This is a genomic window from Cellulomonas sp. JZ18 (genome assembly GCF_009720485.1).
Lineage (GTDB): Bacteria > Actinomycetota > Actinomycetes > Actinomycetales > Cellulomonadaceae > Cellulomonas.
The window spans coordinates 99,611-124,258 of record NZ_CP045245.1; the positions used below are offsets into that span (position 1 = coordinate 99,611).

The window sequence follows — 24,648 nt, forward strand, 5'->3', positions numbered from 1 at the left end:
CCCCGGGCGCGGGCAGCACGCCCGGGCGAGCCGAGGCGGCTCAGGCGCCCTCGCAGCGCCCCGCGCGCCAGTACCCCATGAACGCCACGGCCTTGCGGTCGACGCCGCACTCGCGCACCAGGTGGCGGCGCAGGGTCTTGATAACGCCCGCCTCGCCCGCGAGCCACGCGTACAGGTGCGCCTCGGCGGCCAGCGGGGCGCCCGTCGCGTGGTCGACCGGCACCTCCCACAGCATGCCGTGGTCGACGTCGACGTCCTCGAGCTCGACGTCCGGCACCGGGGCCTGGCCGGGCAGGAGGCGGGCGCACGCGGCCTGGACGGCGGGCACGAGCAGCTCACCGTGGTGGCGGCCGTCGCGGCCGTACCAGCGGACCGTCACGCCCTCGGGGGCGTGCAGGTCGAGGCGGTCGTCGGACCAGGGCATCTCGATGACGACCTCGCCGCGCGCGTCGCGCGGGAGGCGCTCGACGATGCCGGCGATCGCGGGCAGCGCGGTCTCGTCGCCGGCGATGAGGAGCCGGTCGGTGCGTGCCGGCGGGACGAAGTCGACGCCGCCGTGCGGGCCGTCCCAGTCGGCGTTCGGGCCGAGCACGACGAGCTCGTCGCCCACCTCCGCCGTCGAGGCCCAGCGCGACGCGGGACCGGTGTCGCCGTGCAGCACGACGTCGACGTCGAGCTCGCGGACCGGCTGGCGGACGGTGCGGGCCGTGTACGTGCGGATGGGGTGGCGGGCGTCCTCGGGGAGCTCGCGCCAGCGGCCGTACCAGTCGCCCGACTGGCCGAGGTCGAGCAGGCCCTCGTAGCCCGCCGTGTCGATCGGCAGGAAGAACTTGATCCGCTGGTCGAAGCCGTTGTCCGCGAAGCGGTCGAGGTCCTCGCCGGTGAACGTGACGCGCAGCAGGCTCGGGCACATCCGCTGCAGGCGGGCGACCCGCACGTGGAACATGCGGAACGGGGAGACGGCGGCCTCGACCGTGGTCGCGGTCGTGTTCTCGGTCGTCGCCGTGGCGGTGCTCGTCGCGGTCACGGGACGCAGCATAAGGTCAGGCTTACCTGACCTGGCAAGGTGCGAGTGCGTCACGTCACTCCGGCCCGGGGTGACGAAGCCGGCCCGCCGAGCCTCACCGCCGCCGGCACGAGGGCAGGCGCGCTTCGCGTCCGGGCCCTACCGGTCCTGGTCGTCACCCGTCCGGTCCGGCAGCTGCTGGACCGCCCACTCGTTGCCGTCGGGGTCGCGGAAGCCCGTGAACCGACCCCAGGCGAGGTCCTGCACGGGCGGCGCGTCGACGCCCTGGGCGAGGAGGTGCTCACGGGCCGCGTCGGCGTCGTCCACGACGACCTGCAGCCCCTTCACCGACCCGGGCGGCGCCTGGACGATGCCCTCGCCGATCGCGATCGAGCACGCCGACCCGGGCGGCGTGAGCTGCACGAACCGCAGGTGCTCGTGCACGCGCACGTCGTGGTCCACCACGAACCCCACCTGGTCCGCGTAGAACGCCTTCGCCCGGTCGACGTCGCTGACCGGGACCATCACGAGCTCGAGCCGGAACTCCATCGCCGCACCTCCTCGCCGCGACCGCCGGCCGGACGCCGGCGGTGGTGCGCCCATGCTCGCGCGCACCACCCACACACGGGAGGGGGGCAGTCGTGAAGCGTTGCGGACGCGTGGGGTCCGCAACCCTTCACGACTCGCGCATGGGCGCGGGTCCGCCGTCCGTGGCGTGCGCGCGTCACGTCCGGCTTCCGCGTCAGCCCAGTGCGCCCGTGCCGAACGCCAGGCCCAGGACGTACGTGGCCGCGGCGGCGCCGAAGCCGATCGCGAGCTGGCGCAGCGCCCGGCGGACCGGCGACGCCCCGGACAGCAGCCCGACCACCGACCCCGTCCCCAGCAGCGCGACCCCCACGAGCCCGGCCGACCACGCCACGGCCGTCCACCCCTGCGCGCCCAGCAGGTAGGGCAGCACCGGCACGGCCGCACCCGACGCGAAGAAGCAGAAGCTCGCGATCGCGGCGCCCCAGGCGGTGCCGACCGACTCGTGCTCGTCCCGCTCGGGGACCGCGCGGGCGTCGGCCCCGGCCGCCTCGACCGCCTCGACCGCCGCCGCCGCCCCGTGCGCCGCGGACGGTGCCGGCGTGTGCCCAGGCAGCGTCGTCGTCGTCCGCAGCAGCGAGTTCGTCACCTGCTGCCGCGCCTCGTACTGGGCCAGGGACGCCAGCACGACGTCGGCGCGCGTCTGCGCCTCGTCCGGCGACATCCCGCGGGCCCGGTAGACGAGCGCGAGCTCGTTCGCGTCGACGTCGAGGTGGGCGAGCGCGGCGGCGGCGTCGGCGTCCGGCCGCGACGCCTCGAGCAGCTCGCGCTGCGAGCGCACCGACACGTACTCGCCGGCGCCCATCGACAGCGCGCCCGCCAGGAGGCCCGCCAGCCCGGTGAGCAGCACGGTGCCCGTCGCGACGCCGGACGCGCCGATGCCGAGCACCAGCGCGAGGTTCGACACGAGCCCGTCGTTGGCGCCGAACACCGCGGCCCGGAAGGTGCCGGAGATCTGCTGGCGCCCGCGCATCGCGAGCCCGCGGACGACCTCCTCGTGGATCTGCTCGTCGGCGGCCATGCGCGGCGTCGCCTCCGCGTCGCGCTCGTACGTCGACCGTGCCTCGGCGCGCTGCGCGAGCGCGAGCACGAACACCGAGCCGAACCGGCGCGCGAGCCAGCCGAGCACGCGGCTGCGCCAGTCGCCCCGCAGCGGCCGGCCGACCCGGTCACCCAGCAGCTCGAGCCAGTGCGACTCGTGCCGGCGCTCCGCCTCCGCGAGGGCCAGCAGGATGTCGCGCTCCTCACCGGTGCGGCGACCGGCGAGGTCGCGGTAGACCGCCGCCTCCGCGCGCTCGTTGGCGAGGTTGCGGCGCCACCGGCGCAGCTGCGCGGGCGTCGCGGGGACGCCGGGGGAGGGGGCGGCGGGGCGGTCGGGCGTGCTCATGGTGCTCCGGGGACGACGACGACGGGGCGCACGCGGACGAGCCCGGGACCGTGAGGTCCCGGGCTGCGTCGGTGCACCCGCACCGTAGGCGGGCCGCGGAGGTTGCGATAACGGGCGGCGCGGGGATGCCGTGACCCCCGCCGACGGGTTTCGGGCGTCCGAACGCGGCCCCGGCGCCGGTCAGGCCGAGGGCGCGGCGTCCCGCAGCCGGGCGAGCAGCGGCTCGGCGGCCTCCGCGAGGAACCGCTCCTGGCCCTCGTCGCCGACCTGCACGAGCGCGATGTCGGTGAAGCCGGCCTCCCAGTAGGCGGAGACGGCCTCGACGATCGCGTCGAGGTCCGGCCCGCACGGGATCTGCTCGGCGACGTCGTCGGGACGCACGAACTGGCTGGCCGCGTCGAAGGACTCGGTGGTCGGCAGGTCGGCGTTGACCTTCCAGCCGCCGCCGAACCAGCGGAACTGCTCGTGGGCGCGCTCCTTGGCGCGCTCCGGGTCGGGGTCCCACGAGATCGGGATCTGGCCGATCTTGCGCGACGGGGTGTCGCCGAGGCCGTCCTCGGCGCGGGCGGCGTCCCAGCGCTCGACGAGGTCGGCGTCCGGCTCGACCGCGATGAGGTGGTCCGCGAGCCCGCTGAACCGCGAGATCGACTGGTTGCCCGAGACCGCGACGCCGATCTCGAGCGGCTCGTCCGGCAGGTCCCACAGCTTCGCGGAGTCGACGCGGAAGTGGACGCCCTCGTACGTCACGCGCTCGCCCGACAGCAGCTCGTGGATGATCTCGAGCGCCTCCTCCAGCAGGTCGTGCCGCTCACCGACGGCGGGCCAGCGCTCGCCGACGACGTGCTCGTTGAGGTTCTCGCCCGCGCCGACGCCGAGCGTGAACCGGTCCTCGGAGAGGATCGCGAGCGTCGCCGCCTTCTGCGCCACGACCGCCGGGTGGTACCGGATGGTCGGGCAGGTCACGTACGTCATGAGGCCGATGCGCTGCGTCGCCTGCGCGACCGCGCCGAGCAGCGTCCACGCGTACGGCGCGTGGCCCTGCTCGTCCAGCCAGGGGAAGTAGTGGTCGGACGACACGGCGAAGTCGAACCCGAGCCGGTCGGCCGCCTGCGCGTACCGGACCAGCTCGCGCGGTCCGGACTGCTCGGTCATGAGGGTGTACCCGAATCGCGTCATGGCACGAGCGTCGTGCGGATGCGGCGATCCGGCATCCGGAGGCGGCGGGTCAGTGGTGGTGCCCGTGCCGGCCCAGGGTCTCGACGGGCGTCGCGCCGGGACGCGTCCACTGCGGCGTGGGCCGGGTGTCCTCGCCCCAGCCGGCGCGGCCGCCCGCGTCGGTGCGCCAGTACCAGCACGGCTCGTGCCCCTGCGGCCAGCCGTCGGGGACGTCCTGCCACGCCTCGCGGCGGCCGTACGGCGTCATGTCGAGCAGCGCGAACACCGGGTTCGCGACCTCGACGCCCCGGCCGGTGACCGTGTACGTGAGGAAGACGCGGCCGCCGTCGCGCAGGAAGCAGGCGAACGAGCCCATGTCCTCCCCAGCGGTGGCGGGGTGTCGCGGACCGAGTACCAGGGCTGCGCGTAGCCCATGAACGCGACGAACGGCGCGACCTCGTCCCACGGACCGGTGGTGACGACGGCGAGGGAGACGCCGGCCGCGTGCAGGTAGACGGCGGCGTCGTCGATGCTCCACGCGCTGACGGTGCAGCCCTCGCACTGGCCCTGGTGGGGCGCGCCGTCGTGCCACATGTGCCGGTAGACGACCAGCTCGTCGCGCCCGGCGAACAGGTCGAGGAGCGGCACCGGGCCGTCCGCCCCGACGACCTGCGCCGCGGCGTCGACCTCGACCATCGGCAGGCGGCGGCGCTCGGCCGTGAGGGCGTCCCCGGCGCGCGTGTGCGCCTTCTCCCGGACGAGGAGCTCGTCGCGGGCGGCCTGCCAGGTGGCCGCGTCCACCACGGGCGGACGGCCCGGCTCCGTCGTGCGTGCGGTGGTGGTGTGCTCGGGTGCGCTCGTCATCGTGCCCTCCGTGTCGTGCCGTGTCGTGCCGTGCCGTGCCGTGGCGGTGGCGGGCGCGCCGGCGACGCGCACCGCGGGTCACCGGGGCAGACACGCGGCGGCGGCGGAACTCACCGGGCGGGCGTGGCGGGACCGGGGTCAGGCGTCCGCCCACGCCTCCGCGGACGTCGTCACGGGCTGCCCGGTGCGGGCCGACTCCTGCATCGCGATGCCCAGCAGGTGGTCCTGCATGCCGTCCGCCAGCGGGTACGGCGGCGGCGCCTCGCCCCGCACCCACGCGCCCGTGCCGTCGATCAGGTGCGCGACCGCGAGGTCGTCGTCGGCCAGGCGCGCCCCGACGAACGGGTTGCGGTAGAGCACGCGCCCCTCGAACGACAGGTGCATGAGGTCGAAGCCGTCCATGTCCTGCTCGATGCCGTGCATGCGCCGCTCGATGCGCGAGGTCACCTGCGTGCGCGGGTCGACCCAGCGGGTCACCGCGTCGTCGACGACCTCGCCGAGCGAGCCGCGCACGACGACCCGGTTGGCCCGCAGCGGGTTGTGCCACTGGTTGTCGGTGAAGTCGTAGAGGACGTGGCGGCCGCCGCCGAGGTCGAGCGTCGCGAGGAGCGTGCGGGCGTCCGTGGGCTCGGTGGCGTCGGTCCAGCCGTGCCGGTTCATGGGGTCGACCAGCGGGGCGGTGAACTCGCGCGCGTGCACCGTGACCGGTCCGCGGCCGACGCCGAGCAGCCGCCGGGCCAGCCCGATCGCGTGGTACTGGTGCGTCGAGGACACCTGCACGCTCGTCGCCGCGCCGATCAGGCCCTCGTCCACGATGCGCTTGCGTGCCTGGTGCACCGGCAGGAACGGGCTGTGCTCGGCGACCTGCACGAGGCCCGTCGCGCCGACGTCCGCCCACAGCGCGCGCATGGCGTCGACGTCCGGGGCGGGCGGGGTCTCCGCCAGCACGGGGACGGACGCGTCGACGAGCTCGCGGACGACGTCCGGCGTCACGGGCCACGGCGTGCCGGTGACCACGAGCTCGGGGCGGTCGGGGGCCGCACCGGCACCCGGCACGGCCCCGGTGACCAGCTCCTCGACCGTCCGGACGGTCGGCACGCCCCACGTCGCCTCGACCTCGGCACCACGCTCGGCGGTGCGCGTCACGACGCCCGTGCACGTGAACCGCTCCGGCATGAGCCGCGCCATCCGCACGAAGAAGGACGAGCGCCAGCCGGAGCCGACCACGCCGAAGCGGACGGGTGCGGGGGAGTGCTGCGTCATGGACCGTCCTCGTCGTCGAGCCGTCGCGTCCCGTCGACCCTAACCGCGCGCTGCCGGGGCGCTCGCGGGGGCCGCGCCGTGGCTGCTGCCCTCCGCGCGCCCGGCGTGGCAGCGTGGGCCCGCCGGTCCGCGTGCCGGCCCGTCCCCGAGAGGAACCCGCCCGTGCGAGCAGCCGACGTCCTCGTCGCCCTGGTCCGCGGCGCGTTCGCCACGCTCGCGCTCGCGGGCACGCAGGGGATCTGGCGCGACGGCGACCTGCCGGGGCTCGTGTACTTCACGAACATCTCGAACCTGTCGTTCGCCGTCGTCATGGTGTGGGCCGCGGTGGCGTCCCTGCGGGGGCGGGGGCAGCCGCCGGCGGTGCTCAAGGTGGGCGTGACGCTGTTCCTCGCGATCACGGGGCTGGTGTCGTTCCTCGTCCTGGCCCCCGAGTCGCCCGACGCCCCCGTGGTCGCGTTCGGGCTCACGGGCGGGCAGATCGAGCACGAGTGGACCCCCGTGCTGGCGTTCCTCGACTTCCTGCTCCTCGACGCGCACCGGCGGCTGCGCCTGCGCGCGGTGGGGTGGTGGCTCGTCGCGCTGCTGGCGTACTGCGCGTTCACGACGACGCGCGGCCTGCTGCGGCCCGACCTGGGCTACCCGTACGGGTTCATCGACCTGGGGGCGCTCGGGTGGGACGGGCTGGCGCTCAACGTGCTGCTCTACGGCGTCGCGTTCGCGCTGCTCGGGCTGGTGCTCGTGCTGCTCGACCGGGTGCTGCCGGCGCACGCGCTGGTGGGGACCGCGGGCCACGAGCCCGCGCGGGACGGGAACGGGGCCGGCCCGGACGCGCGCGGGGTGGCGGACAGGTCCTGACCGGTACCCGGCCTAGCGTCGACGCATGACGACGCTCTCCCTGCGCCGGCTCAACCGGACCCTGCTGCACCGGCAGCAGCTCGACGCGCGGTCGTCCGCCTCGGTCGTCGAGGCCGTCCGCCGGCGCGTGGCGGTGCAGGCGCAGGAGCCGAACTGGGTGCACGTGGGGATGTGGGCGCGGCTCCAGGGCTTCACGTCCGGCGACCTCGAGGCGGCGGTGGAGGGGCGCGCGCTCGTCCGCGGCCCCCTGCTGCGCGGGACCCAGCACCTGACCGCCGCGGCCGACCACGCCTGGCTGCGTCCCACCGTGCAGCCGGTGCTCGACCGGCTCGTCCGGTCGGCCTACTACGCGGAGCACGTCGGCGACCTCGACCCGGCGGTGCTCGTCGCCGCCGCGCACGAGGTGCTGGGCGACCGGACCGTGCGCCGGCGGGACCTCGGCGCCGCGCTCGCCGAGCGGTTCCCGGGTCGCAAGGGCGCGGTCATGGCCGCCGCGGTCGAGGCCCTGACACCCGTCGTGCACGACCCGGCCACGTCCGCGTTCGGGTCGTGGTGGAGCCGCCGGGGCATCGCGGTGACGACGGCGGAGGCGTGGCTGGGCGAGCCGGTCCGGGAGCCCGACGTGCCCACGCTCGTGCGGCGCTACCTCGCCGCCTTCGGGCCCGCCGGGGTCATGGACCTGCAGACGTGGTGCGGGCTCACGCGGCTGCGCGCGGTCGTCGACGGGATGCGCGACGAGCTGCACGTGCTGCGCGGCCCGGACGGCGCCGAGCTGCTCGACCTGCCCGGTGCCCCGCTCGCCGACGAGGACGCACCCGCCCCCGTGCGCTTCCTGCCGATGTTCGACGACGCCGTGCTCGGGCACCGCGACCGGACCCGGATCCTGCCCGAGGCGGTGCGGCGGGAGGTCATGCCCGGGTGGTCGATGGTCCGCGCGACCGTGCTGGTCGACGGGTTCGTCGCCGCGACGTGGGAGATCGCGGAGGGGCGCGTGGTGGTGCGTCCGTTGCGCCCGCTGACGCCGGACGAGGAGGAGGGCCTGCGGGCGGAGGGTGCGGCGGTGGCGGCGTTCGTCGGTGCCGACCCGGCGGTGCGCGTGACGTGACCGCGCCCGTCGCACGGCTCGTCGGCGTCGCGCGGCCGTCGCGTGCCGGTCGCGCTGCCGACGCGCGGGAAAGCGCTCTATGAATCGCTTCACCGCATAGCCGGGCGGCGCCCCGGCGCGCGATGTTTGCGCTCACATCGCCCCCGACACCGAAGGCGGCCCTCATGCGAACCCGTCCCTCCCGCACGAGGGCCCGCGCCCTCGCGCTCGCCGCGGCGACCGCCCTGGTCGCCGCTCTCGCCGGCACCACGTCGGCACCACCCGCGCAGGCCGCTCCCGTCGCACTCGTCTCCGCGCAGTCCGGACGCTGCCTGGACGTCGCCGGCAACGACGCGAACCCCGGCGCGGCGATCCAGATCTGGGACTGCAACGGCGTCCCCGGCCAGGGCTGGACGCTCACGGCCGCCGGCGAGCTGCGCGCGTTCGACGGCACCCGCTGCCTCGACGCCCTGAACTGGGGCACCGCCCCGGGCACGGCGCTCATCTCCTGGAGCTGCACCGGCGGTGCCAACCAGCGCTTCGCGCAGCGCGCGGACGGCGCGATCGTCCACCAGCAGTCCGGCCTGTGCGTCGACGTGACGAACGGGCGCACGGCCAACGGCAGCCCCGTCGCGCTGTGGACGTGCAACGGCCGCGACAACCAGCGCTGGACCAGCGTCGCGGGCGGCGGCGGTGGCGGCACGTCCTACCCGGGCCCCGGCGTGGTCACCGGCAGCACCTGGGCCCACGACCCGACCGTCGTCAAGCGCCCCGACGGCTCCTACCTCGTCGCGACCACCGGCCGGGGCATCCCGCTGAAGACGTCGCGCGACCGCACCGCCTGGACCGACGCGGGCGCGGCCTTCCCGAACGGCACGCCGTGGACCGCCGCGCACACGATGGGCGACCTGTGGGCGCCCGACCTGTCGTACCGCGACGGGCAGTACTGGCTGTACTACTCGGCGTCGTCGTTCGGCACGTCCAACTCGGGCATCTACCTCGCGACGAGCCCGTCCGGGAACGCGGGCACGTGGACGAACCGCGGCCTGGTGGTCAGCACGACCAGCAGCAGCGGCTACAACGCGATCGACTCCGACCTCGTCACCGACGCGCAGGGTCGGCTGTGGATGAGCTTCGGGTCGTTCTGGTCGGGCATCAAGCTCGTCCCGATCGACCCGGCCACCGGGCTGCGGTCGGGCACCGCGATGCACTCGATCGCGAACCGCAGCGCCGGCATCGAGGCGCCGGACATCCTGTACCGCGACGGGTACTACTACCTCTTCGTGTCGTTCGACCGGTGCTGCCAGGGCGCGCAGAGCACGTACCGGGTCGCGGTGGGGCGGTCGACGTCGATCACCGGGCCCTACGTCGACCGGGCGGGCGTCGCGATGACGAACGGCGGCGGCACGGAGATCCTGGCCGGGCGCGGGTCCGTCCACGGGCCCGGGCACAGCGCGACCCTGCGGGACACCGACGGCGACGTGCTCTTCTACCACTGGTACACCGACGCCGGGGACTCCCGCCTCGGGATCAACCTGCTCGGCTGGGACGCCGCGGGCTGGCCGTACGTGCGGTGACGCCGGACGTCAGGTGAGGGAGCGCGGGCGGACGTCGGTCCCGGCGTCCGCCCGCTCGTCCCCCTCAACCGTCCCGCGGGAGAGCAGCTGCCACAACGGTCCGAACACGCCCCACGCCACCAGGACGAGCGTCGCGCGGCCGGCCCAGCCGAGCAGGACCTCGCGCTGCTCCGGCGCGGTCGCGATGAGGGCGAGGACCGCGAGGACCGCGATCGCGACCGTCCACGCCAGCAGCACGCGCAGCCACATCCGCCACTCGTGCCGCAGCGCCGCGCGCCCGTGCTTCGGCGCCCGCGGCGGACGCGGCCCGTCGAAGAACCGCCACGCCACCCACCCGTCGACCGTGTGCACGGTCCACTTCCCGAACGCCACCGTGTACCCGAGGTAGAGCGCCGCGAGGCCGTGCGTCCAGGTCGGCTCGCTGCCGCGCAGCAGGTCGCCGACCGTCGCGACGAGCAGCACCACCTCGATCGCCGGCTCGCACAGCAGCAGCACCGTCGACAGCCGCCGCCGGCGCAGCACGTACCGCGCGACCACTGCCGCGGCGAGGAACACCCAGAACGCGACCTCGCAGGTCACCACGAGAGCGGCCACGGGGTTGTCCCGGACCCAGTCGATCACCGTCATGGCGCCACGCTCGCGCACGGGCCGGGGCGGGCGCGTCGGGCGGACGGAGCGTCCTCGCCGCGCCGCCCGGTGCGCACGGACGACGCCCCTCCTCCCTTCGGACGAGGGGGCCCGTGCCGGCGTCTGCTGGGATGGACGGGTGCTCACCGCCCTGCGCAGCCGCGCGGCCGCCGCGACCCGCCGCTGGTGGGTGGCGCGCGCGTCGGGGGCGACCGACCGCGCCGACGCCCTCGGGCTGCTGCTGCTCGGCCTGGTGCTGCTCGCCCTCGACGTCGGCGGCGTCGGCCCCACCGTGCCCGTGCTCGACCTGCCGGCGCCGCGCTGGTGGCAGGCGGGCCTGCTGCTCGTCGCCGTGCTGGTCCTCGTGGCGAAGCGTCGGCGGCCGCTCGCCGTGCTGCTCGCGGTCACGGGCCTCGCGGTCGTCGACGCGCTGCTGGGCGGGTCGCTCGGCATGTACCTCGTGCTGTTCGACGCGCTGTTCGCGGTCGCCGTGCACGGCGCCCCGCGCGTGCGGCGGGCGGTGCAGGGCGTCGTCGGGGGCGCGGTGCTCGCCGCGGCCGTGGCCCTCGTGGTGGCGGGAGGGTCGGCCCGGGACGTCGTGCAGCTCGTGCTGGTGCTCGTCGCGATGTTCCTCACGCCGTTCTGGTGGGGCGGCGACGTGCGGCGCACCGAGGAGCTCGCGCGGTCGGAGGCGCGCCGGGCGGACCTCGAGCGCGAGCGCGCCGACCTGGCCCGTGCGCACGCCGACGACGTCGCCCGGATCGCCGCGCTCGACCGCACGTCGGCCGTGCAGGACGAGCGCCGACGGATGGCCCGCGACCTGCACGACGCCGTCGCCGGGCACCTGTCCGCCGTCGCGATCCACGCGGAGGCCGCGCTCGCGGGCAGGCCCGACCCGGACCGCGACCGGGCCGCCCTGCGCGCGGTCCGCGCCGGGGCGCTCGACGCGCTCACCGAGATGCGCGCGATGATCCTCGTGCTGCGGGCGGGCGACGACGCCGACGACGTCCCGGCCCCGCCCGGGCTGGACCGGGTGCCGTCCCTGGACGCGGACGTCGACCCGGCGGCGCTGCCGGTGGTGTCGGCCGCCGTCGGCCAGACCGCCTACCGCATCGCGCAGGAGGCCGTGACGAACGCCCACAAGCACGGCGCCGGCCGCCCCGCCCTGACCGTCCGCACCGACGAGCGCACCCTGCACCTGGAGGTCCGCAACGCCATGCCCGTCGTCGCCGCCGCGAGTCCCGTCCCGTCGTCGTCGACGGGACTGACGACCATGCGCGAGCGCGCCGCGACGCTCGGCGGCACCGTGACCGCCGGGCCGGAGGGGGACGCGTGGGTCGTGCGCGCCGTGCTGCCGCTGGACCCGGCGACGGACGCCGGGGCGGCGGGCGCGGCGGGCGAGGCGGGCGCGCGGGCCCGGAGCGGGGTGCGGGCGTGAGCGGGGCGGAGGACCGGCGCGTGCGGGTGCTGCTCGCCGACGACCACGGCGCGATCCGCGCGGGCCTGCGGCTGATGCTCGAGCAGTCCGGGCACGTCGAGGTCGTGGGCGAGGCCGGCGACGGCGACGTGGCGGTGCGGCAGGCGCGGGCGCTGCGCCCGGACGTCGTCCTCATGGACGTGCGCATGCCGGGCACGGACGGCATCACCGCCACCGAGGCGATCGTGCGGGACGGGCTCGCGGAGGTCGTCGCGCTGACCACGTTCGACCTCGACGAGTACGTCGTCGGCATGGTGCGGGCGGGTGCCGCCGGGTTCCTGCTGAAGTCCGTCGGCGCCGCGGAGCTGGTCGACGCCGTGCGCCGGGTGGCGGCGGGCGAGGGCGTCCTGGCCCCCGAGGTGACGCGCCGGCTGCTGGACGCGGTCGCGGGGCGGGCGTCGCTGGACCGGGCCGCCGACGTGCCGGGCCCGGACCGCGGCGAGGACCCCCGGCTCGCGGCCCTCACCGTCCGGGAGCGGGACGTGCTGGCCGGTTTGGGCGAGGGGCTGTCGAACGCGCAGCTCGCGGAGCGCCTCGTCGTCTCGCCGACGACGGTGAAGTCGCACGTGAGTCACGTGCTGGCGAAGCTGGGCGTCCGCTCGCGCCTGCAGGCGGGCGTGCTGGCCCGCGACCTGCTCGGCTGACGGCAGCCGCACGGTGGGCGAGCACCCCGCCCGGGGCGCCGTGCCGGGGGCCCGTCCACCCACGCTGCCCCGCACGCCCACCCACCGGGACGGCCCTGCCGACGACCCCGTGATCAGATGCGTTCCGGTGCCCGTGAGGCGTCCGATCACGGGGTCGTCGGCGAGCCGTCCCGACCCGTGGGCACGGTCCCCCCGGCTCGGCCGTCGCCCGTGTGCGCGGGTCAGGCCAGGGCTGCCCGGAGGCCGTCGAGGAGGGGGGTCGTGGGCCGGCCGACGAGGGTGCGCAGGTGGTCGGTCGCGTCCGCCAGCGCGCCGGCGGCGATGCCCTGGTCGAGCGCGACGACGAACCCGGCCGTGCCCTCGTCCAGCCCGGCGCCCGTGAGGACCGCGAGGTGCTCGTCCGCCGAGACCCGGCGGTACGTCACCGGGCGCCCGAGCAGCTCGGCCGCCGCGGCGGCGAGCTCGTCGAAGTCCCAGGCGACGTCGCCCGACAGCTCGTACGTGCGGCCCTCGTGCCCCTCGCCGGTGAGGACGGCGACGGCACCGGCGGCGAAGTCGGCGCGCGTGGCCGACGCCACCCGCCCGTCCCCGACGGACGCCACGATCTCGCCGGTCTGGGCCGCCTGCTGCACGGGCCCGACGTAGTTCTCGGTGTACCAGTTGTTGCGCAGCACCGTCACGGGCAGGCCGGACGCGGCGAGCAGCTCCTCGGTCGCCTTGTGGTCGGGGGCCAGGACGAGCGACGTCGTGTCCGCGTGCGGCGCCGACGTGTAGACGACGTGCCCCACGCCGGCCGCGACGGCGGCGTCGATGACGGCCCGGTGCTGCTCCACGCGCCGCCCCGGCTCGCTGCCGGACACGAGCAGCACCTTCTGCGCCCCGGCGAACGCGTCGGCGACCGTCTCCGGCCGGTCGTAGTCGAGCGTCACGACGCGCACCCCGCGCTCGGCCAGGTCCGCCAGCCGCTCGGTGGCGCGGCCGCCGGCCACGACGTCCCCCGGCGCGACGCCCGCGTCCAGCAGGCCCTCCACGACGAGACGGCCCAGGTGCCCGGTGGCTCCGGTGACGACGATCGACATGACTGCTCCTCCTGCGGGTGCGGGTGCGTGGACGTCCGCCACAACCCGCGCGGGTGCTCGCGCCTTCCCGCCGTCACCCGCGTGCGACGGCGACCGTCGCGTGACGGGTCCGTGACGACCGCGCGACGGCCGTCCGCTCCGGAGGCGGGACGCCCGTCCGACCGGTAGGAACGGGACCCATGGTGCGTGTCGGACTCCACAACTCCCACGAGCAGGTCCACCCCTCGGCGCTGCTCGCGGCGACGCAGCTCGCCGAGCAGCGCGGCTTCGACGCGGCGATGTGCTCCGACCACTGGGCTCCGTGGTCGGCGACGCAGGGGCACTCCGGCTACGCCTGGACGTGGCTGGGCTCGGCGCTCGCGACGACGCGCCTGCCGTTCGGCGTCGTCAGCGCGCCGGGGCAGCGGTACCACCCGGCGATCACCGCCCAGGCCGTCGCGACGCTCTCCGCGATGTACCCGGGACGGTTCTGGGTCGCGCTCGGGTCGGGCCAGAACATGAACGAGCACATCACGGGTGACCCGTGGCCCGAGAAGGACGTGCGCGACGCGCGCCTGGTCGAGTGCGTCGAGGTCATCCGCGCGCTGCTCGACGGCGAGGAGGTCACGCACGACGGCCTCGTGAAGGTCGACCGCGCCAAGCTGTGGACGCTGCCCGACGTCAAGCCGCTCCTCATCGGGCCCGCCGTCTCCCCGGCGACGGCCGCGCGGCACGCGCGCTGGGCGGACGGGCTCGTGACGGTCAACCAGCCGCCGGACACGCTGCGCGCGATCGTCGACGCCTACCGGTCGGCCGGCGGTCGCGGCGAGATCTCGCTCCAGGTGCACGTGGCCTACGCGCCCGACCCCGACGAGGCGTTCCGGCTCGCGCGCTCGCAGTGGGCGGGCAACGCGGTGGGCCCGCCGCTGGCCTGGGACATCGCCACGCCGGAGGAGTTCGACGCGGCGGCGCGGGACCTGCCGGACGAGAAGATCCACGAGGCCGTCGTCGTCGACCACGAGCCGGCGCGCATGGCCGAGCGCGTCGCCGCGCTCGCGGAGATCGGCTTCGACGCCGTCTACCTGCACCAGGTCGCCACGGACGTCGTGGCCTCGGACGAGAAGCACCCGCACGCGACGCCGACGGTCACGCCCGCCCCGTCCTCGCTCGAGGCGTTCGTCGACCTCGCCGCCGAGCACCTGCTGCCCGTCCTGCGGGAGGTGCGCGCATGAGGATCCGCGACACCGGCGACCTGTGGTGGAAGAACGCCGTCATCTACTGCCTCGACGTCGAGACCTACATGGACTGGAACGACGACGGCATCGGCGACCTGCCCGGGCTGGTCCAGCGCATCGACCACCTCGCCGAGCTCGGCGTCACGTGCCTGTGGCTCATGCCGTTCTACCCGACGGCCGACCTCGACGACGGCTACGACATCGTCGACTACTACGGGGTCGACTCCCGGCTGGGCGACTCCGGCGACCTGGTCGAGCTCATCCGCACCGCGCGGGACCGCGGCATCCGCGTCATCGCCGACCTCGTCGTCAACCACACCTCGGACCGGCACCCGTGGTTCCGCTCGGCGCGCAGCTCGCCGGACAGTCCCTACCGGGACTTCTACGTGTGGCGCACCGACCCGCCGCCGGACACCAGCGACCAGGTCGTCTTCCCCGACCAGGAGGACGGCATCTGGACGTGGGACGAGGAGGCGCAGGCCTGGTACCGGCACCGCTTCTACAAGCACCAGCCGGACCTCAACACCGCGAACCCGCAGGTGCGGGACGCGATCGCGAAGGTCGTCGGCTACTGGGCGGAGGTCGGCATGTCCGGCTTCCGCGTGGACGCGGTGCCGTTCTTCCTCTCCGACGTGGCGAACGACCCGCAGGACGAGATCGAGCACCCGCACGAGTTCCTGCAGCAGCTGCGGGCGTTCCTCACGCGCCGCGTCGGCGACGCGATCCTCATGGGCGAGGTGAACCTGCCGTACGACCAGCAGCTGCTCTTCTTCGGCGACCACGACCACGACGGCCACCACGAGGGCGAGGAGCTGAACCTCCAGTTCGACTTCGTCCTCATGCAGCAGATGTACCTGGCGCTGGCCCGCCAGGACGCGGGGGTGCTCGCGAAGGCACTCGAAGCGCGTCCGGAGATCCCGCGGGACGCGCAGTGGGCGACGTTCGTGCGCAACCACGACGAGCTGACGCTCGACAAGCTGAGCGACGACGAGCGCCAGGAGGTGTTCGACGCGTTCGGCCCGGACGAGGACATGCAGCTGTACGGGCGCGGCCTGCGCCGCCGGCTGCCCCCGATGCTCGACGGCGACCCGCGCCGCGTGCGGATGGTGTACTCCCTGCTCTTCACGCTGCCGGGCACGCCCGTGCTGTTCTACGGCGAGGAGATCGGCATGGGCGAGAACCTCGCTGCCGACGGCCGGCTCGCCGTGCGCACGCCGATGCAGTGGACGTCCGGGAAGAACGGGGGGTTCTCCTGCGCGGAGCCCGACGTGCTCGCGGGCCCGGTGGTGGAGGGCGCGTTCGGCCCCGACCACGTCAACGTCGCCGACCAGCGCCGCGACCCGGACTCGCTGCTGTCGTTCGTGCAGCTGCTGGCGCGCCGGTACCGGGAGTGCCCGGAGCTGGGCTGGGCCGGCCGCGCGGAGATCCTCGAGCAGCCGCACGGGTCGGTGCTCGCGCACCGGTGCACGTGGCAGGAGGCGTCGATGGTCGCGGTGCACAACCTCGGCCCGGAGGCCGTGACGGTGCCGCTCGCGCTGGACGACGCGGACGAGCACGCCCGCCTGGTCGACCTGCTGCACGGGGACCAGCTGACGCTCGACGCCGACGGGGCCGCGCAGGTGGAGCTCGCGGGCTACGGGTACCGGTGGCTGCGGGTCGTGCGACCGGACTCGCGCCGGCTGCTCTGAGCCGCGCCACCTGCCGGGTGGGCGGTGGACGGCGCGCGAAAGCCCCGGCCCGCCGGGGGGATGACGGGCCGAGGCGTCTCGGGGGGCGGAGGTCCACCGCGCTGCGCCCTGTTCTGGACGCACGTCCATCATGCGTCACGGATGCGCGACGGATTTAGGACGGAGGTCCCGCCGAAGCGTTTCGGCACGGACGCTCCCGGCGTTCGTCCAGGTTCGTCGCGTACCGTGCCCAGGTCCGCCGCCCCCGGGCGGGACCCCAGACGACGGAGGACCCCGTGCGCCGCACGACCACCGCCCGACCCGCCGTGCGCCGGCTGGCCGCGGCCGCGCTCGCCCTGACCCTGGGCGTCGGCCTGGCCGCGTGCTCCGGCGAGGCCGGGGACGACCCCACGACACCCGCCCCCACCGACTCGGCCTCGGCGCCCACCGCCGCCACGCCCAGCGCCGAGGACGTCGCCGCGCTCGAGGGCGTGACGATCGAGGGCGAGCACGGCACCAAGCCGACGCTCACCCTGCCGAGCACGCCGTTCCAGGTGTCCGCACCCGTCGCGCGCCTCGTCTCCGACGGCGAGGGCGAGGCCGTCGAGGTCGGCGAGCTGCTCACCATGCAGACCACCGGCTTCTCCGGCGCCGACAGCTCCGCGATGGGCTCCACCTACGACTCCGGCAGCCCGGAGTTCGTGGAGCTGAGCGAGACGGCGCTGTTCCCGACGCTGTTCGAGGCGATCGAGGGCGCGAAGATCGGTGCCCGCGTCGTCTTCGCGGTGCCGCAGGGCGAGACCACGGTCATCGCCGTCGCCGACCTCGTCGGCTCCGGGCCCGCACGCGCCGAGGGCACCGCGGTCGAGCCGCCGGCGGGCCTGCCCACCGTGACGCTCGCCGAGGGCGGTGCGCCGTCGCTCGAGCCCGCGGAGGGCGACGCGCCGACCGAGCTCGTCGTGCAGCCGCTCATCGAGGGCGCCGGCCCGGCCGTGGAGGCCGGCCAGACCGTCGTCGTCAAGTACACCGGCTGGCTGTGGGACGGGGAGCAGTTCGACTCCTCGTGGGAGAGCGGCACGACCTTCCCCGTGCAGAACGTCGGGCAGGCCAACGTCATCGCCGGCTGGAACGAGGGGCTCGTCGGCCAGAAGGTCGGCAGCCAGGTGATGCTCGTCGTGCCGCCGGACAAGGGCTACGGCGACCAGGAGAGCGGCTCGATCCCCGCGAACTCCACGCTCGTCTTCGTCGTGGACGTCCTCGCCGCGAGCTGACCCGCGCCCCGCGCGAGCGGTACCAGGACCGCCGGCCCCGTACCAGGGCCGGCGGTCCTGTCGCGTCCGGGGCCGGCGTCCTACGCTGGCCGGACCAGTCCCTCCAGCGTGGGAGGCCCGCATGGACCAGGCGACGCCCAGGATCCGTACCGTGGCGCTGGTCGGCGCCGCGGGCGCCGGCAAGACGACGCTCACCGAGGCCCTCCTGCACCGCGCGGGCGTGCTCGTGCGTCCGGGCCGCGTGGAGGACGGCACCACGGTCTGCGACCACGAGCCGGAGGAGGTCGCCCGCGGTTGCTCGCTGACGCTCGGCGTCGCGCCCTTCCGGTGGACGTGCGACGGCGACGGCGGCGGCCCCGTCGACGTGACGCTGCTCGACACGCCCGGCTCGCTCGACTTCGCGGGCTGCGTCGACGCGGCGCTCGCGGCCGCCGACCTCGCGCTCGTCGTGGTCAGCGCGGTCGACGGGGTCCAGGCGGGCACGCACCGCGCCTGGCGCGCCGCCGCGGAGGCCGGCGTGCCGCGCATGGTCGTCGTGACCAAGGAGGACAAGCCGCGCGCGGACTTCCGCCGCGTGCTCGACGAGCTGCGGACGGCGTTCGGGCCGGGGTTCGTGCCGCTCGAGCTGCCGCTGGGCGAGGAGACCGCGTTCTCCGGCGTCGCGGACGTGCTCAGCGAGGACGGCTACGCGTACGAGCCGGACGGGCACCACCACCGCGAGGAGCTGCCGTCCGGCCTCGCGGAGGAGGAGCACCGCCTGCACGAGGAGGTCACCGAGGAGATCGTCGCGCACGACGACGAGCAGCTCGAGCGCTACCTGTCCGGCGAGGTGCCCACCGTGGGCGAGCTCGAGCGCACGCTCGCGCACGAGGTCCGCGACGGCGCGGCGTTCCCCGTGCTCGTCGCGTCGGGCGTCACCGGTGTCGGCGTGGACCGCCTCGCCGACCTGCTGTGCGCGCTGGCGCCGGCGCCCACCGACCGGCACGTCACCGTGCTCGCCGGGTCGACCGAGGTCCCCGTCGCCGTCGACCCCGACGGCCCGGCGCTGGCGCACGCGTTCCGCACCGTCGCGGACCCGTTCGTGGGGCAGGTGACGCTGCTGCGGGTGCTCTCGGGCACGCTGCGCCCCGGCGACCGGCTCGTCAACGCGACGACGCGCACCGAGGAGCGCCTGCCCGGCCTGTTCCGCCTGCGCGGCAAGGAGCACGTGCCGGTCGAGGCGGCGCGTGCCGGCGAGGTGGTGGCGGTCGCCAAGCTCACGGGCACGCCGACCGGGTCCCTGCTGGCGACCAAGGGCAGCCCGGGCACGCGCCTGTCGGCGCGTCCGCTGCCGCCGCGTCCCGCGGTGTACGGGCTCGTGCTCGAGCCGGTGACGCAGTCGGACGACGACCGGCTGTCGGGCGCGCTCGCCCGCCTCGTCGCGGAGGACCCGACGCTCGCGGTCGACCGTGCCGGGGACCGGACCGTGCTGCGCGGGCTCGGCGACACGCACCTGGCGGTCGCGCTCGAGCGGCTCGCGCGCGTGTTCAACGTGCACGTGCGCACGGCGCCCGTGCCCGTCGGGTACCGGGAGACGATCGCCCGGACGGTCGAGGCCGAGGGCAGGCTCAAGAAGCAGTCCGGCGGGCACGGGCAGTTCGCGGTCGTGCGGATGCGCGTGTCCCCGCTGCCGGCCGGGTCCGGGCTGGAGTTCGTCGACTCCGTCGTCGGCGGCGCGATCCCCCGCGGGTACCTGCCCGCCGTGGAGCGCGGCGTCCGCGAGGCCATGGCCGCCGGCGGCCCGCACGGCTTCCCGGTCGTCGACGTGCGCGTCGAGGTGGTGGACGGCAAGGCGCACTCGGTCGACTCCTCGGACATGGCGTTCCGCACCGCCGCGTCGATCGGGCTCAAGGAGGCGCTGGCGACGGCCGGGACGGTGGTGCTGGAGCCGGTCAGCCGCGTGCGCGTCACCGTGCCCCTGGCGGCGCAGGGCGACGTCATGAGCGACCTGTCCTCCCGGCGCGGGCGCATCACCGACACGGCGTCCCTCGACGGCGGCGAGGTCGTGGTCGAGGCGACCGTGCCGGAGTCCGAGATCGCGCGCTACGTGCTGGACCTGCGCTCGCTCACGGGTGGGCGTGCGGACCTCGAGGTCGCGCCGGACCACTACGAGCCGTGCCCCGAGCACCTGGTCACGGCCTGACGCGCCCCGGGTCCGCGCCGCCGCCTGCCAGGATGCCGGGATGGACGAGCCGGAGATCGCCGCGCTGACGCGGGCCGTGCGCGAGTTCAGCGCCGAGCGCGACTGGGAGCAGTTCCACGACCCGAAGTCCCTGCTGCTCGCGCTGGTCGGCGAGGTGGGCGAGCTCGCCGAGCTGTTCCAGTGGGTGCCCGCCGCCGAGGCGGTCGACCGGTTCTCCGCGGCCGACCGCCGCACGCGCGCCGCCGAGGAGATGGCCGACGTGCTCGTCTACCTGGTGCGGCTCGCGGACGTGCTCGACGTGGACCTCGGCGCGGCGGCGCGCGCGAAGCTCGCCGCGTCCCACCGGCGCTTCCCGGCGGACCACGTGCGCGGGGTGGCGCCGGACAAGCCGTGAGGGCGGGGTCGCGGGCCGCCGGTGCGGCCCCCGCCGCCCGCGCTCCCTCGAGCGGCGCGACGCGCCGTGCAATCGATGCCATCGCCCCGGGTCTGGCGCACGTGCCCGCCGGTGCGTGAGCCTGCGGCCCATGGTCGATCCCCACCGCGCCGGGCTGTTCGCGGGTCTGGTGCCGGTGGGGGCGCTGGTCACGACCGTCGTGCTCGGCGTGGGCCGCCCGGCGCCGGCGGACGTCGCGGGCGCGCTGCTCGTGGCCGTGGCGGTCGCCGTCGGCGCGCGCCGTCCGGAGCCGTCCCGGGTCGGCCCGGCCGGCCGGGCGCCGGCGTCCGCGCGAGCGGGTCAGGCCTGCGCGTGGAGGTGTGCGACGACGCGCTGCGTCATGGCGTCGAGGGCCGCGACCTCCTCGTCGGTGAGCAGGTCGACGAAGTTGCGGCGCACCGACTCGACGTGGTGCGGCGCCGCCTCCTCGACGGCGCGCAGCCCCGCCGGGGTCAGCACGACGACCGAGCCGCGCCCGTCGCCGGGCGCCTCCTCGCGGTCGACCAGGCCGCGCCGCTGCATGCGGGTGATGTGGTGCGACAGGCGGCTGGTGGACCAGAGCATCGTGGCGGCGAGCTCGCTCAGGCGCATGCGGTGCGGGGAGGTCTCCGACAGGTTCGACAGCACGTCGTAGTCGGCGTCGGACAGCCCGCTGTCCTGCATGAGGTCACGGGTGATCTGCAGGTCGAGCAGGGCGCGCATGCGGCGGTACCCGCGCCAGGCGCGGGCCTGCTTCTCGTCGAGCCAGCGGGGTTCGCTCACGTGCCCACCCTACCGGGATTGTTGACATGTCATCGACGCCGCGACAGGATGCGTGACATGTCAACAAGCACGGCCGCCAGGACCGCTCGGCTGTCCCTGGGGCTCGTCCTGTTCGGGGTCAGCGTCGCGCTGATGATCCGCGCCGACCTCGGCGTCGGCCCCTGGGACGTGCTCCACCAGGGCCTGGCCGAGCGCCTCGGGCTGCCGGTCGGCTGGGTCGTCAACGGCGTCGCGGCGCTGGTGCTCCTGGCGTGGTGGCCGCTGCGGCAACGGCCGGGGATCGGCACCGTCGCGAACGTCGCCGTCGTCGGGGTCGTCGTCGAGGCGGTGCTCGCCGCGCTCGTCGTCCCGCAGGCGCTGCCCCTGCGCGCCGCCCTGCTCGTCGCCGGCATCCTGCTCAACGCCGTGGCGACGGCGCTGTACATCGGCGCCGGCCTCGGCCCCGGGCCGCGGGACGGGCTCATGACCGGGATCGCCGCGCGCGGGCACTCCGTGCGCGTCGTGCGGACGGTGATCGAGCTGTCGGTCCTCGCCGCGGGATGGCTGCTCGGCGGCACCGTCGGCGTCGGCACGGTCCTGTTCGCCGCCGCGATCGGCCCCCTCGTGCACCACCTCCTGCCCCGCCTCACCGTCCCGGCGCCCGCCGGCCCGACCAAGGAGCTCCCGCCATGCCCCGCCTGAACGTCGTCGTCGCCTCCACCCGCCCCGGCCGCGTCGGGCACGTCGTCGGCGACTGGTTCCGGGACCTCGCCGTCGCGCACGGCGCGTTCGACGTGCACGTCGTCGACCTCGCCCAGCTCGACCTGCCCTTCCACGACGAGCCCGGCCAGCCCGTCGAGGGCGGCCCGTACGTGCACGAGCACACGCGGCGCTGGAGCGAGACCACCGACGCGGCGGACGCGTTCGTCCTCGTGATGCCGGAGTACAACCGCGGCTACAGCGCTCCCCTGAAGAACGCGCTCGACTTCCTGCACCGCGAGTGGCACCACAAGCCGGTGGCCTTCGTCAGCTACGGCATGACGTCGGCGGGGCTGCGCGCCGTCGAGCAGATCACGCCGGTCGTCGTGGCGCTGGGGATGACGCCCGTACCGCGCGCCGTCGGCATCCACCTGCGCCAGGCCCTCGACGCCACCGGCGCGCTGGTCCCGACGACCGCCATGGCGAGCGCGGCCGACGGCATGCTCGACGAGCTGCGGCTGCTCGCGGACGCCCTGGCCCCGCTGCGTGCGGCTGCCGCGGCCGCATGAGCCGGGAGCGCCGGGCGACCATCCACCACGTCGCGCACGCCGCCGGGGTCTCGGCCTCCACGGTCTCCCGCGTCCTCGACGGCCGGACCGGCACGGCGGCGTCGACGACCGCACGCGTCCTGGCCGTGGTCGACGAGCTGGGGTACGAGTCGAGCCTCGTCGCCCGCGGGCTGCGCTCGCGGCGCACGCACGTCGTCGGTGTCCTCGCCGGGCGCTTCGAGCCGTTCTCGTCCGAGATCGTCAAGGGGGCCGCGGCGGCGCTCGTCGACACGGACTACGAGCTGCTGGCGTACACCGGCGGCCGGCGAGGCGGCGGGCCGGGGTGGGAGCGCCGGCTGCTGTCCCGGTTGAGCGGCACCCTGATCGACGGCGCCGTCCTCGTCAGGCCGAGGTCGACCTGGCGCACGTGTGGACACCGCGCCGCCGCCCGAGGCCCGCGTCTTCTTCGACCTCTACGCCGAGCTCACCTCGCTCGACCGCGACTGGCGGACCCGCATGCCGGTCCTGCAGCTGCGCCAGCACCTGGCCGTGCTCGCCCAGTTCGACGACGACCGGGGCGCCGCGGACCTCGTGCGGGCCACGGTCGCCCCCTTCCGGCGGCAGCCGTGAACGGCCCCGCGGCGCCGGCCGTCGCGCTCAGGGGCGTCGTCCGGCGGCTCGGCGCCGTCCGCGCGGCGGAGGGGCCGACGGGTCCGAGGTCAGCGGCCGGAGCGGGACGGTGCCGTCGTCGGCCGCGTCGCGCCCGACGGCGTGGCGCGCAGAGGTGAGCCGGTGCCCGACAGGGTCGCGGCCGGCGCTCCGGCCGGCGATCCCGTGGCCGTCGGGGCCGGCGGCAGGGGCCGCGGGCTGGACGACGGCGACGGCGACGGCGTCGGCATCGGGAACGTCGGGTGCGGGTCCGGCTCGTTGCACGAGGTGACGTGGTCGTCCGGGTCCGCGGCGCACGTGTCCTGGCCGTCCTCGCCGTCGAGGCGGTCGTTGCCGGGGACGCCGTCGACACCGTCCAGCGCGTCGGTGCCCCGGCCGCCGCGCAGCAGGTCCGCGCCGGGGCCGCCCACGAGCGTCTCGGTCCACTGCCCGCCCGTCAGCACGTCGTCCCCGCGCCCGCCGCGCACCTCCTCGACGTCGGGCAGCCAGCTCCACGGCGCGGGCAGGCCGACGGAGTCGCCCTCGCCCGGCTCGCCGTCGCCGCCGAGGCCGTCGAGCGCAACCGTGACGGGGCCCGTGCGCGCGCCGTAGTCGACGACGTCGCGGCCGGGTCCGCCGACGAGCTGGTGCGCGCCGTCGGGCACGGGGCCCGTGACGAACCGGTCGTCGCCCTGGCCGCCCTCGACGCGGCCGCTGTCGGTGCCCGGGTCCAGCACGTCGGCGCCCCAGCCGCCCTGGAGCAGGTCGTTCCCGGCGCCGCCGAGCAGCGTGTCGTCGCCGTCGCCGCCGACGAGCACGTCCGACCCGCCCAGGCCCCACACGCGGTCGTCCCCCGCGCCCGCGCAGATGACGTCGTCGCGGGGCGTGCCGCGCAGGACGTCCGCCCCGGCCGTGCCGCGGAGCGTGCAGGCGGGGACCGCCGGGGCGGTGTCGTAGCGGACGTGGTCCCAGGTGGACGAGCCCCGGTGCGTCTCGAAGCCGAGCCCGACCGTGCCCGCGCCGAACCCGGTGAGCGGGCGGTCGAGGACCGTGCGCCCGTCCACGGTCAGGCGCAGGTGCTGCCCGCGTGCCTCCAGGTGGTACCGGTGCCACCGGTGCGTGTCGAGCGGGATCCGCTCGCGGTCCTGGTACGGGTAGGTCAGGCAGATCTCGCCGGGGCCGAAGCCGATCTGCACCAGGTCGGTGGTGTCGCCGACCCACAGCAGCGTCGGGGGCGGGGCGCCCGTCTCCTCGTCGAGGCAGGGGCCTGTCGCGTCCGTGCCGAGACGCATCCGGAAGTCCACGTCCCAGCCCGTGAGCCGGTTGGCGGAGCCGGTCCACTCCGACGTGCCCGCGTACTCGAGCAGCATGACGAGCGTCTGCTCGCCGATGGTGATCGTGCCGCCGCGCGTCGTGGCCACCGGGTCGCCGCTGAACCCGCGCACCTGCCAGGGCTCGGCGGGCGCCCGCCGGAACTCCTCGCGGTGCACCTCGCCCGCCCACGCCGGTGCGGGCAGGAGCAGGGTCGCGGCCAGCACCGGCACGGCGGCCAGGGTGAGGCGGGTCAGGGCGGAGCGGGTGCGTCTCATCGTCGAGCTCCCCACGTGGCAGGTGCTCGGCACGCTAGCGGTGCCGGCACCCG

The 24,648-nt window shown here is 75.9% G+C and carries 24 protein-coding genes and 1 pseudogene; 14 read left to right on the forward strand and 11 right to left on the reverse strand.

Annotated elements, in window-relative coordinates:
- Nucleotides 1-40: 40 nt before the first annotated feature.
- The 7 genes from GC089_RS00505 to GC089_RS00530 form a co-directional block, all read right to left on the reverse strand.
- Nucleotides 41-1,039, reverse strand: a complete 999-nt coding sequence (locus GC089_RS00505) for a siderophore-interacting protein (RefSeq protein WP_155376030.1) — start codon at nt 1,037-1,039, stop codon at nt 41-43.
- 126 nt (nt 1,040-1,165) lie between these two features.
- Complete coding sequence (locus tag GC089_RS00510) at nt 1,166-1,555, reverse strand: VOC family protein (protein WP_155376031.1); 390 nt, start codon at nt 1,553-1,555, stop codon at nt 1,166-1,168.
- Between the two features lie 193 nt (nt 1,556-1,748).
- On the reverse strand, nt 1,749-2,978 hold the full coding sequence (locus tag GC089_RS00515; protein WP_155376032.1) for a VIT1/CCC1 family protein: 1,230 nt from the start codon (nt 2,976-2,978) through the stop codon (nt 1,749-1,751).
- Nucleotides 2,979-3,158: 180 nt separating this feature from the next.
- The gene (locus tag GC089_RS00520; RefSeq protein ID WP_155376033.1) at nt 3,159-4,154 is read right to left on the reverse strand and encodes a TIGR03557 family F420-dependent LLM class oxidoreductase; all 996 of its coding nucleotides are present in this window, start codon (nt 4,152-4,154) and stop codon (nt 3,159-3,161) included.
- A 49-nt stretch (nt 4,155-4,203) separates the two neighbouring features.
- Entirely contained in the window at nt 4,204-4,509 is a 306-nt protein-coding gene (locus tag GC089_RS19560; RefSeq protein WP_255449027.1) for a DUF899 family protein, read from the reverse strand.
- Nucleotides 4,398-4,997 carry a DUF899 family protein gene (locus GC089_RS00525; protein WP_255449028.1) on the reverse strand — a complete coding sequence of 200 codons (600 nt, stop codon included), beginning with the start codon at nt 4,995-4,997 and terminating at the stop codon, nt 4,398-4,400. Before GC089_RS00525 ends, GC089_RS19560 begins: the two co-directional genes overlap by 112 nt.
- 138 nt (nt 4,998-5,135) lie before the next feature.
- A complete protein-coding gene (locus GC089_RS00530; protein WP_155376034.1) occupies nt 5,136-6,260 on the reverse strand; it encodes a Gfo/Idh/MocA family protein in 1,125 nt (374 codons plus the stop codon).
- 162 nt (nt 6,261-6,422) lie between these two features.
- Here GC089_RS00530 and GC089_RS00535 point away from each other — a divergent pair, with 162 nt between their 5' ends.
- The 3 genes from GC089_RS00535 (at nt 6,423) to GC089_RS00545 (ending at nt 9,776) form a co-directional block, all read left to right on the forward strand.
- Nucleotides 6,423-7,115: a Pr6Pr family membrane protein gene (locus GC089_RS00535; protein WP_196250770.1), complete on the forward strand. Its 693-nt coding sequence runs from the start codon at nt 6,423-6,425 to the stop codon at nt 7,113-7,115.
- Nucleotides 7,116-7,140: 25 nt separating this feature from the next.
- Entirely contained in the window at nt 7,141-8,220 is a 1,080-nt protein-coding gene (locus tag GC089_RS00540) for a winged helix DNA-binding domain-containing protein (protein WP_155376035.1), read from the forward strand.
- Nucleotides 8,221-8,384: 164 nt separating this feature from the next.
- Nucleotides 8,385-9,776 carry a family 43 glycosylhydrolase gene (locus GC089_RS00545; RefSeq protein WP_155376036.1) on the forward strand — a complete coding sequence of 464 codons (1,392 nt, stop codon included), beginning with the start codon at nt 8,385-8,387 and terminating at the stop codon, nt 9,774-9,776.
- Between the two features lie 9 nt (nt 9,777-9,785).
- Here GC089_RS00545 and GC089_RS00550 read toward each other — a convergent pair whose 3' ends face one another.
- Nucleotides 9,786-10,403 (reverse strand): hypothetical protein, encoded by a 618-nt coding sequence (locus tag GC089_RS00550; protein ID WP_230684959.1) that lies wholly within the window; start codon nt 10,401-10,403, stop codon nt 9,786-9,788.
- A 139-nt stretch (nt 10,404-10,542) separates the two neighbouring features.
- On the opposite strand from GC089_RS00550, the gene GC089_RS00555 reads away from it, so the two are divergent.
- Together GC089_RS00555 and GC089_RS00560 are read left to right on the forward strand one after the other, a co-directional pair.
- A complete protein-coding gene (locus tag GC089_RS00555; RefSeq protein ID WP_155376037.1) occupies nt 10,543-11,841 on the forward strand; it encodes a sensor histidine kinase in 1,299 nt (432 codons plus the stop codon).
- Between the two features lie 74 nt (nt 11,842-11,915).
- On the forward strand, nt 11,916-12,524 hold the full coding sequence (locus GC089_RS00560; RefSeq protein WP_230685171.1) for a response regulator transcription factor: 609 nt from the start codon (nt 11,916-11,918) through the stop codon (nt 12,522-12,524).
- Between the two features lie 221 nt (nt 12,525-12,745).
- Here the strand turns inward: GC089_RS00560 and GC089_RS00565 are convergent, their stop codons facing one another.
- Nucleotides 12,746-13,603 (reverse strand): SDR family oxidoreductase, encoded by an 858-nt coding sequence (locus GC089_RS00565; RefSeq protein ID WP_155376039.1) that lies wholly within the window; start codon nt 13,601-13,603, stop codon nt 12,746-12,748.
- A 179-nt stretch (nt 13,604-13,782) separates the two neighbouring features.
- Between GC089_RS00565 and GC089_RS00570 the strand changes: the two genes are divergently transcribed.
- The 5 genes from GC089_RS00570 (at nt 13,783) to GC089_RS00590 (ending at nt 20,331) form a co-directional block, all read left to right on the forward strand.
- Nucleotides 13,783-14,814 carry a TIGR03885 family FMN-dependent LLM class oxidoreductase gene (locus GC089_RS00570; protein WP_155376040.1) on the forward strand — a complete coding sequence of 344 codons (1,032 nt, stop codon included), beginning with the start codon at nt 13,783-13,785 and terminating at the stop codon, nt 14,812-14,814.
- Entirely contained in the window at nt 14,811-16,505 is a 1,695-nt protein-coding gene (locus GC089_RS00575; protein WP_155376041.1) for an alpha-amylase family protein, read from the forward strand. Before GC089_RS00570 ends, GC089_RS00575 begins: the two co-directional genes overlap by 4 nt.
- A gap of 275 nt (nt 16,506-16,780) precedes the next feature.
- On the forward strand, nt 16,781-17,755 hold the full coding sequence (locus GC089_RS00580; protein WP_155376042.1) for an FKBP-type peptidyl-prolyl cis-trans isomerase: 975 nt from the start codon (nt 16,781-16,783) through the stop codon (nt 17,753-17,755).
- 121 nt (nt 17,756-17,876) lie between these two features.
- Nucleotides 17,877-19,937, forward strand: coding sequence for an elongation factor G (locus tag GC089_RS00585; RefSeq protein WP_155376043.1), 2,061 nt, complete (start codon nt 17,877-17,879; stop codon nt 19,935-19,937).
- Nucleotides 19,938-19,977: 40 nt separating this feature from the next.
- Entirely contained in the window at nt 19,978-20,331 is a 354-nt protein-coding gene (locus tag GC089_RS00590) for a nucleotide pyrophosphohydrolase (protein WP_155376044.1), read from the forward strand.
- Nucleotides 20,332-20,670: 339 nt separating this feature from the next.
- Here the strand turns inward: GC089_RS00590 and GC089_RS00595 are convergent, their stop codons facing one another.
- Nucleotides 20,671-21,132 carry a MarR family winged helix-turn-helix transcriptional regulator gene (locus GC089_RS00595; RefSeq protein WP_155376045.1) on the reverse strand — a complete coding sequence of 154 codons (462 nt, stop codon included), beginning with the start codon at nt 21,130-21,132 and terminating at the stop codon, nt 20,671-20,673.
- 57 nt (nt 21,133-21,189) lie between these two features.
- Here GC089_RS00595 and GC089_RS00600 point away from each other — a divergent pair, with 57 nt between their 5' ends.
- The 4 genes and pseudogenes from GC089_RS00600 to GC089_RS18615 all read left to right on the forward strand — a co-directional run bounded on the left by GC089_RS00600 (nt 21,190) and on the right by GC089_RS18615 (nt 22,988).
- Nucleotides 21,190-21,813: a YitT family protein gene (locus GC089_RS00600; protein WP_155376046.1), complete on the forward strand. Its 624-nt coding sequence runs from the start codon at nt 21,190-21,192 to the stop codon at nt 21,811-21,813.
- A complete protein-coding gene (locus GC089_RS00605) occupies nt 21,801-22,379 on the forward strand; it encodes an NADPH-dependent FMN reductase (RefSeq protein WP_155376047.1) in 579 nt (192 codons plus the stop codon). Before GC089_RS00600 ends, GC089_RS00605 begins: the two co-directional genes overlap by 13 nt.
- Nucleotides 22,376-22,763: pseudogene (locus GC089_RS18610) on the forward strand (LacI family DNA-binding transcriptional regulator); the annotation flags it as partial. The gene GC089_RS00605 and the pseudogene GC089_RS18610, both read left to right, overlap by 4 nt.
- Nucleotides 22,764-22,787: 24 nt before the next feature.
- Entirely contained in the window at nt 22,788-22,988 is a 201-nt protein-coding gene (locus tag GC089_RS18615; protein WP_230685297.1) for a hypothetical protein, read from the forward strand.
- Between the two features lie 89 nt (nt 22,989-23,077).
- On the opposite strand, the gene GC089_RS00615 is transcribed toward GC089_RS18615, so the two are convergent.
- On the reverse strand, nt 23,078-24,595 hold the full coding sequence (locus GC089_RS00615; protein WP_155376049.1) for a calcium-binding protein: 1,518 nt from the start codon (nt 24,593-24,595) through the stop codon (nt 23,078-23,080).
- Nucleotides 24,596-24,648: the final 53 nt, after the last annotated feature.

Coding starts and splice junctions, on each gene's coding strand:
- GC089_RS00505 (WP_155376030.1), bottom strand. CDS start 1,039: ATGCTGCGTCCCGTGACCGCGACGAGCACCGCCACGGCGACGACCGAG.
- GC089_RS00510 (WP_155376031.1), bottom strand. CDS start 1,555: ATGGAGTTCCGGCTCGAGCTCGTGATGGTCCCGGTCAGCGACGTCGAC.
- GC089_RS00515 (WP_155376032.1), bottom strand. CDS start 2,978: ATGAGCACGCCCGACCGCCCCGCCGCCCCCTCCCCCGGCGTCCCCGCG.
- GC089_RS00520 (WP_155376033.1), bottom strand. CDS start 4,154: ATGACGCGATTCGGGTACACCCTCATGACCGAGCAGTCCGGACCGCGC.
- GC089_RS19560 (WP_255449027.1), bottom strand. CDS start 4,509: ATGGGCTCGTTCGCCTGCTTCCTGCGCGACGGCGGCCGCGTCTTCCTC.
- GC089_RS00525 (WP_255449028.1), bottom strand. CDS start 4,997: ATGACGAGCGCACCCGAGCACACCACCACCGCACGCACGACGGAGCCG.
- GC089_RS00530 (WP_155376034.1), bottom strand. CDS start 6,260: ATGACGCAGCACTCCCCCGCACCCGTCCGCTTCGGCGTGGTCGGCTCC.
- GC089_RS00540 (WP_155376035.1), top strand. CDS start 7,141: ATGACGACGCTCTCCCTGCGCCGGCTCAACCGGACCCTGCTGCACCGG.
- GC089_RS00545 (WP_155376036.1), top strand. CDS start 8,385: ATGCGAACCCGTCCCTCCCGCACGAGGGCCCGCGCCCTCGCGCTCGCC.
- GC089_RS00550 (WP_230684959.1), bottom strand. CDS start 10,403: ATGACGGTGATCGACTGGGTCCGGGACAACCCCGTGGCCGCTCTCGTG.
- GC089_RS00560 (WP_230685171.1), top strand. CDS start 11,916: ATGCTCGAGCAGTCCGGGCACGTCGAGGTCGTGGGCGAGGCCGGCGAC.
- GC089_RS00565 (WP_155376039.1), bottom strand. CDS start 13,603: ATGTCGATCGTCGTCACCGGAGCCACCGGGCACCTGGGCCGTCTCGTC.
- GC089_RS00570 (WP_155376040.1), top strand. CDS start 13,783: ATGGTGCGTGTCGGACTCCACAACTCCCACGAGCAGGTCCACCCCTCG.
- GC089_RS00575 (WP_155376041.1), top strand. CDS start 14,811: ATGAGGATCCGCGACACCGGCGACCTGTGGTGGAAGAACGCCGTCATC.
- GC089_RS00585 (WP_155376043.1), top strand. CDS start 17,877: ATGGACCAGGCGACGCCCAGGATCCGTACCGTGGCGCTGGTCGGCGCC.
- GC089_RS00590 (WP_155376044.1), top strand. CDS start 19,978: ATGGACGAGCCGGAGATCGCCGCGCTGACGCGGGCCGTGCGCGAGTTC.
- GC089_RS00600 (WP_155376046.1), top strand. CDS start 21,190: ATGTCAACAAGCACGGCCGCCAGGACCGCTCGGCTGTCCCTGGGGCTC.
- GC089_RS00605 (WP_155376047.1), top strand. CDS start 21,801: ATGCCCCGCCTGAACGTCGTCGTCGCCTCCACCCGCCCCGGCCGCGTC.
- GC089_RS00615 (WP_155376049.1), bottom strand. CDS start 24,595: ATGAGACGCACCCGCTCCGCCCTGACCCGCCTCACCCTGGCCGCCGTG.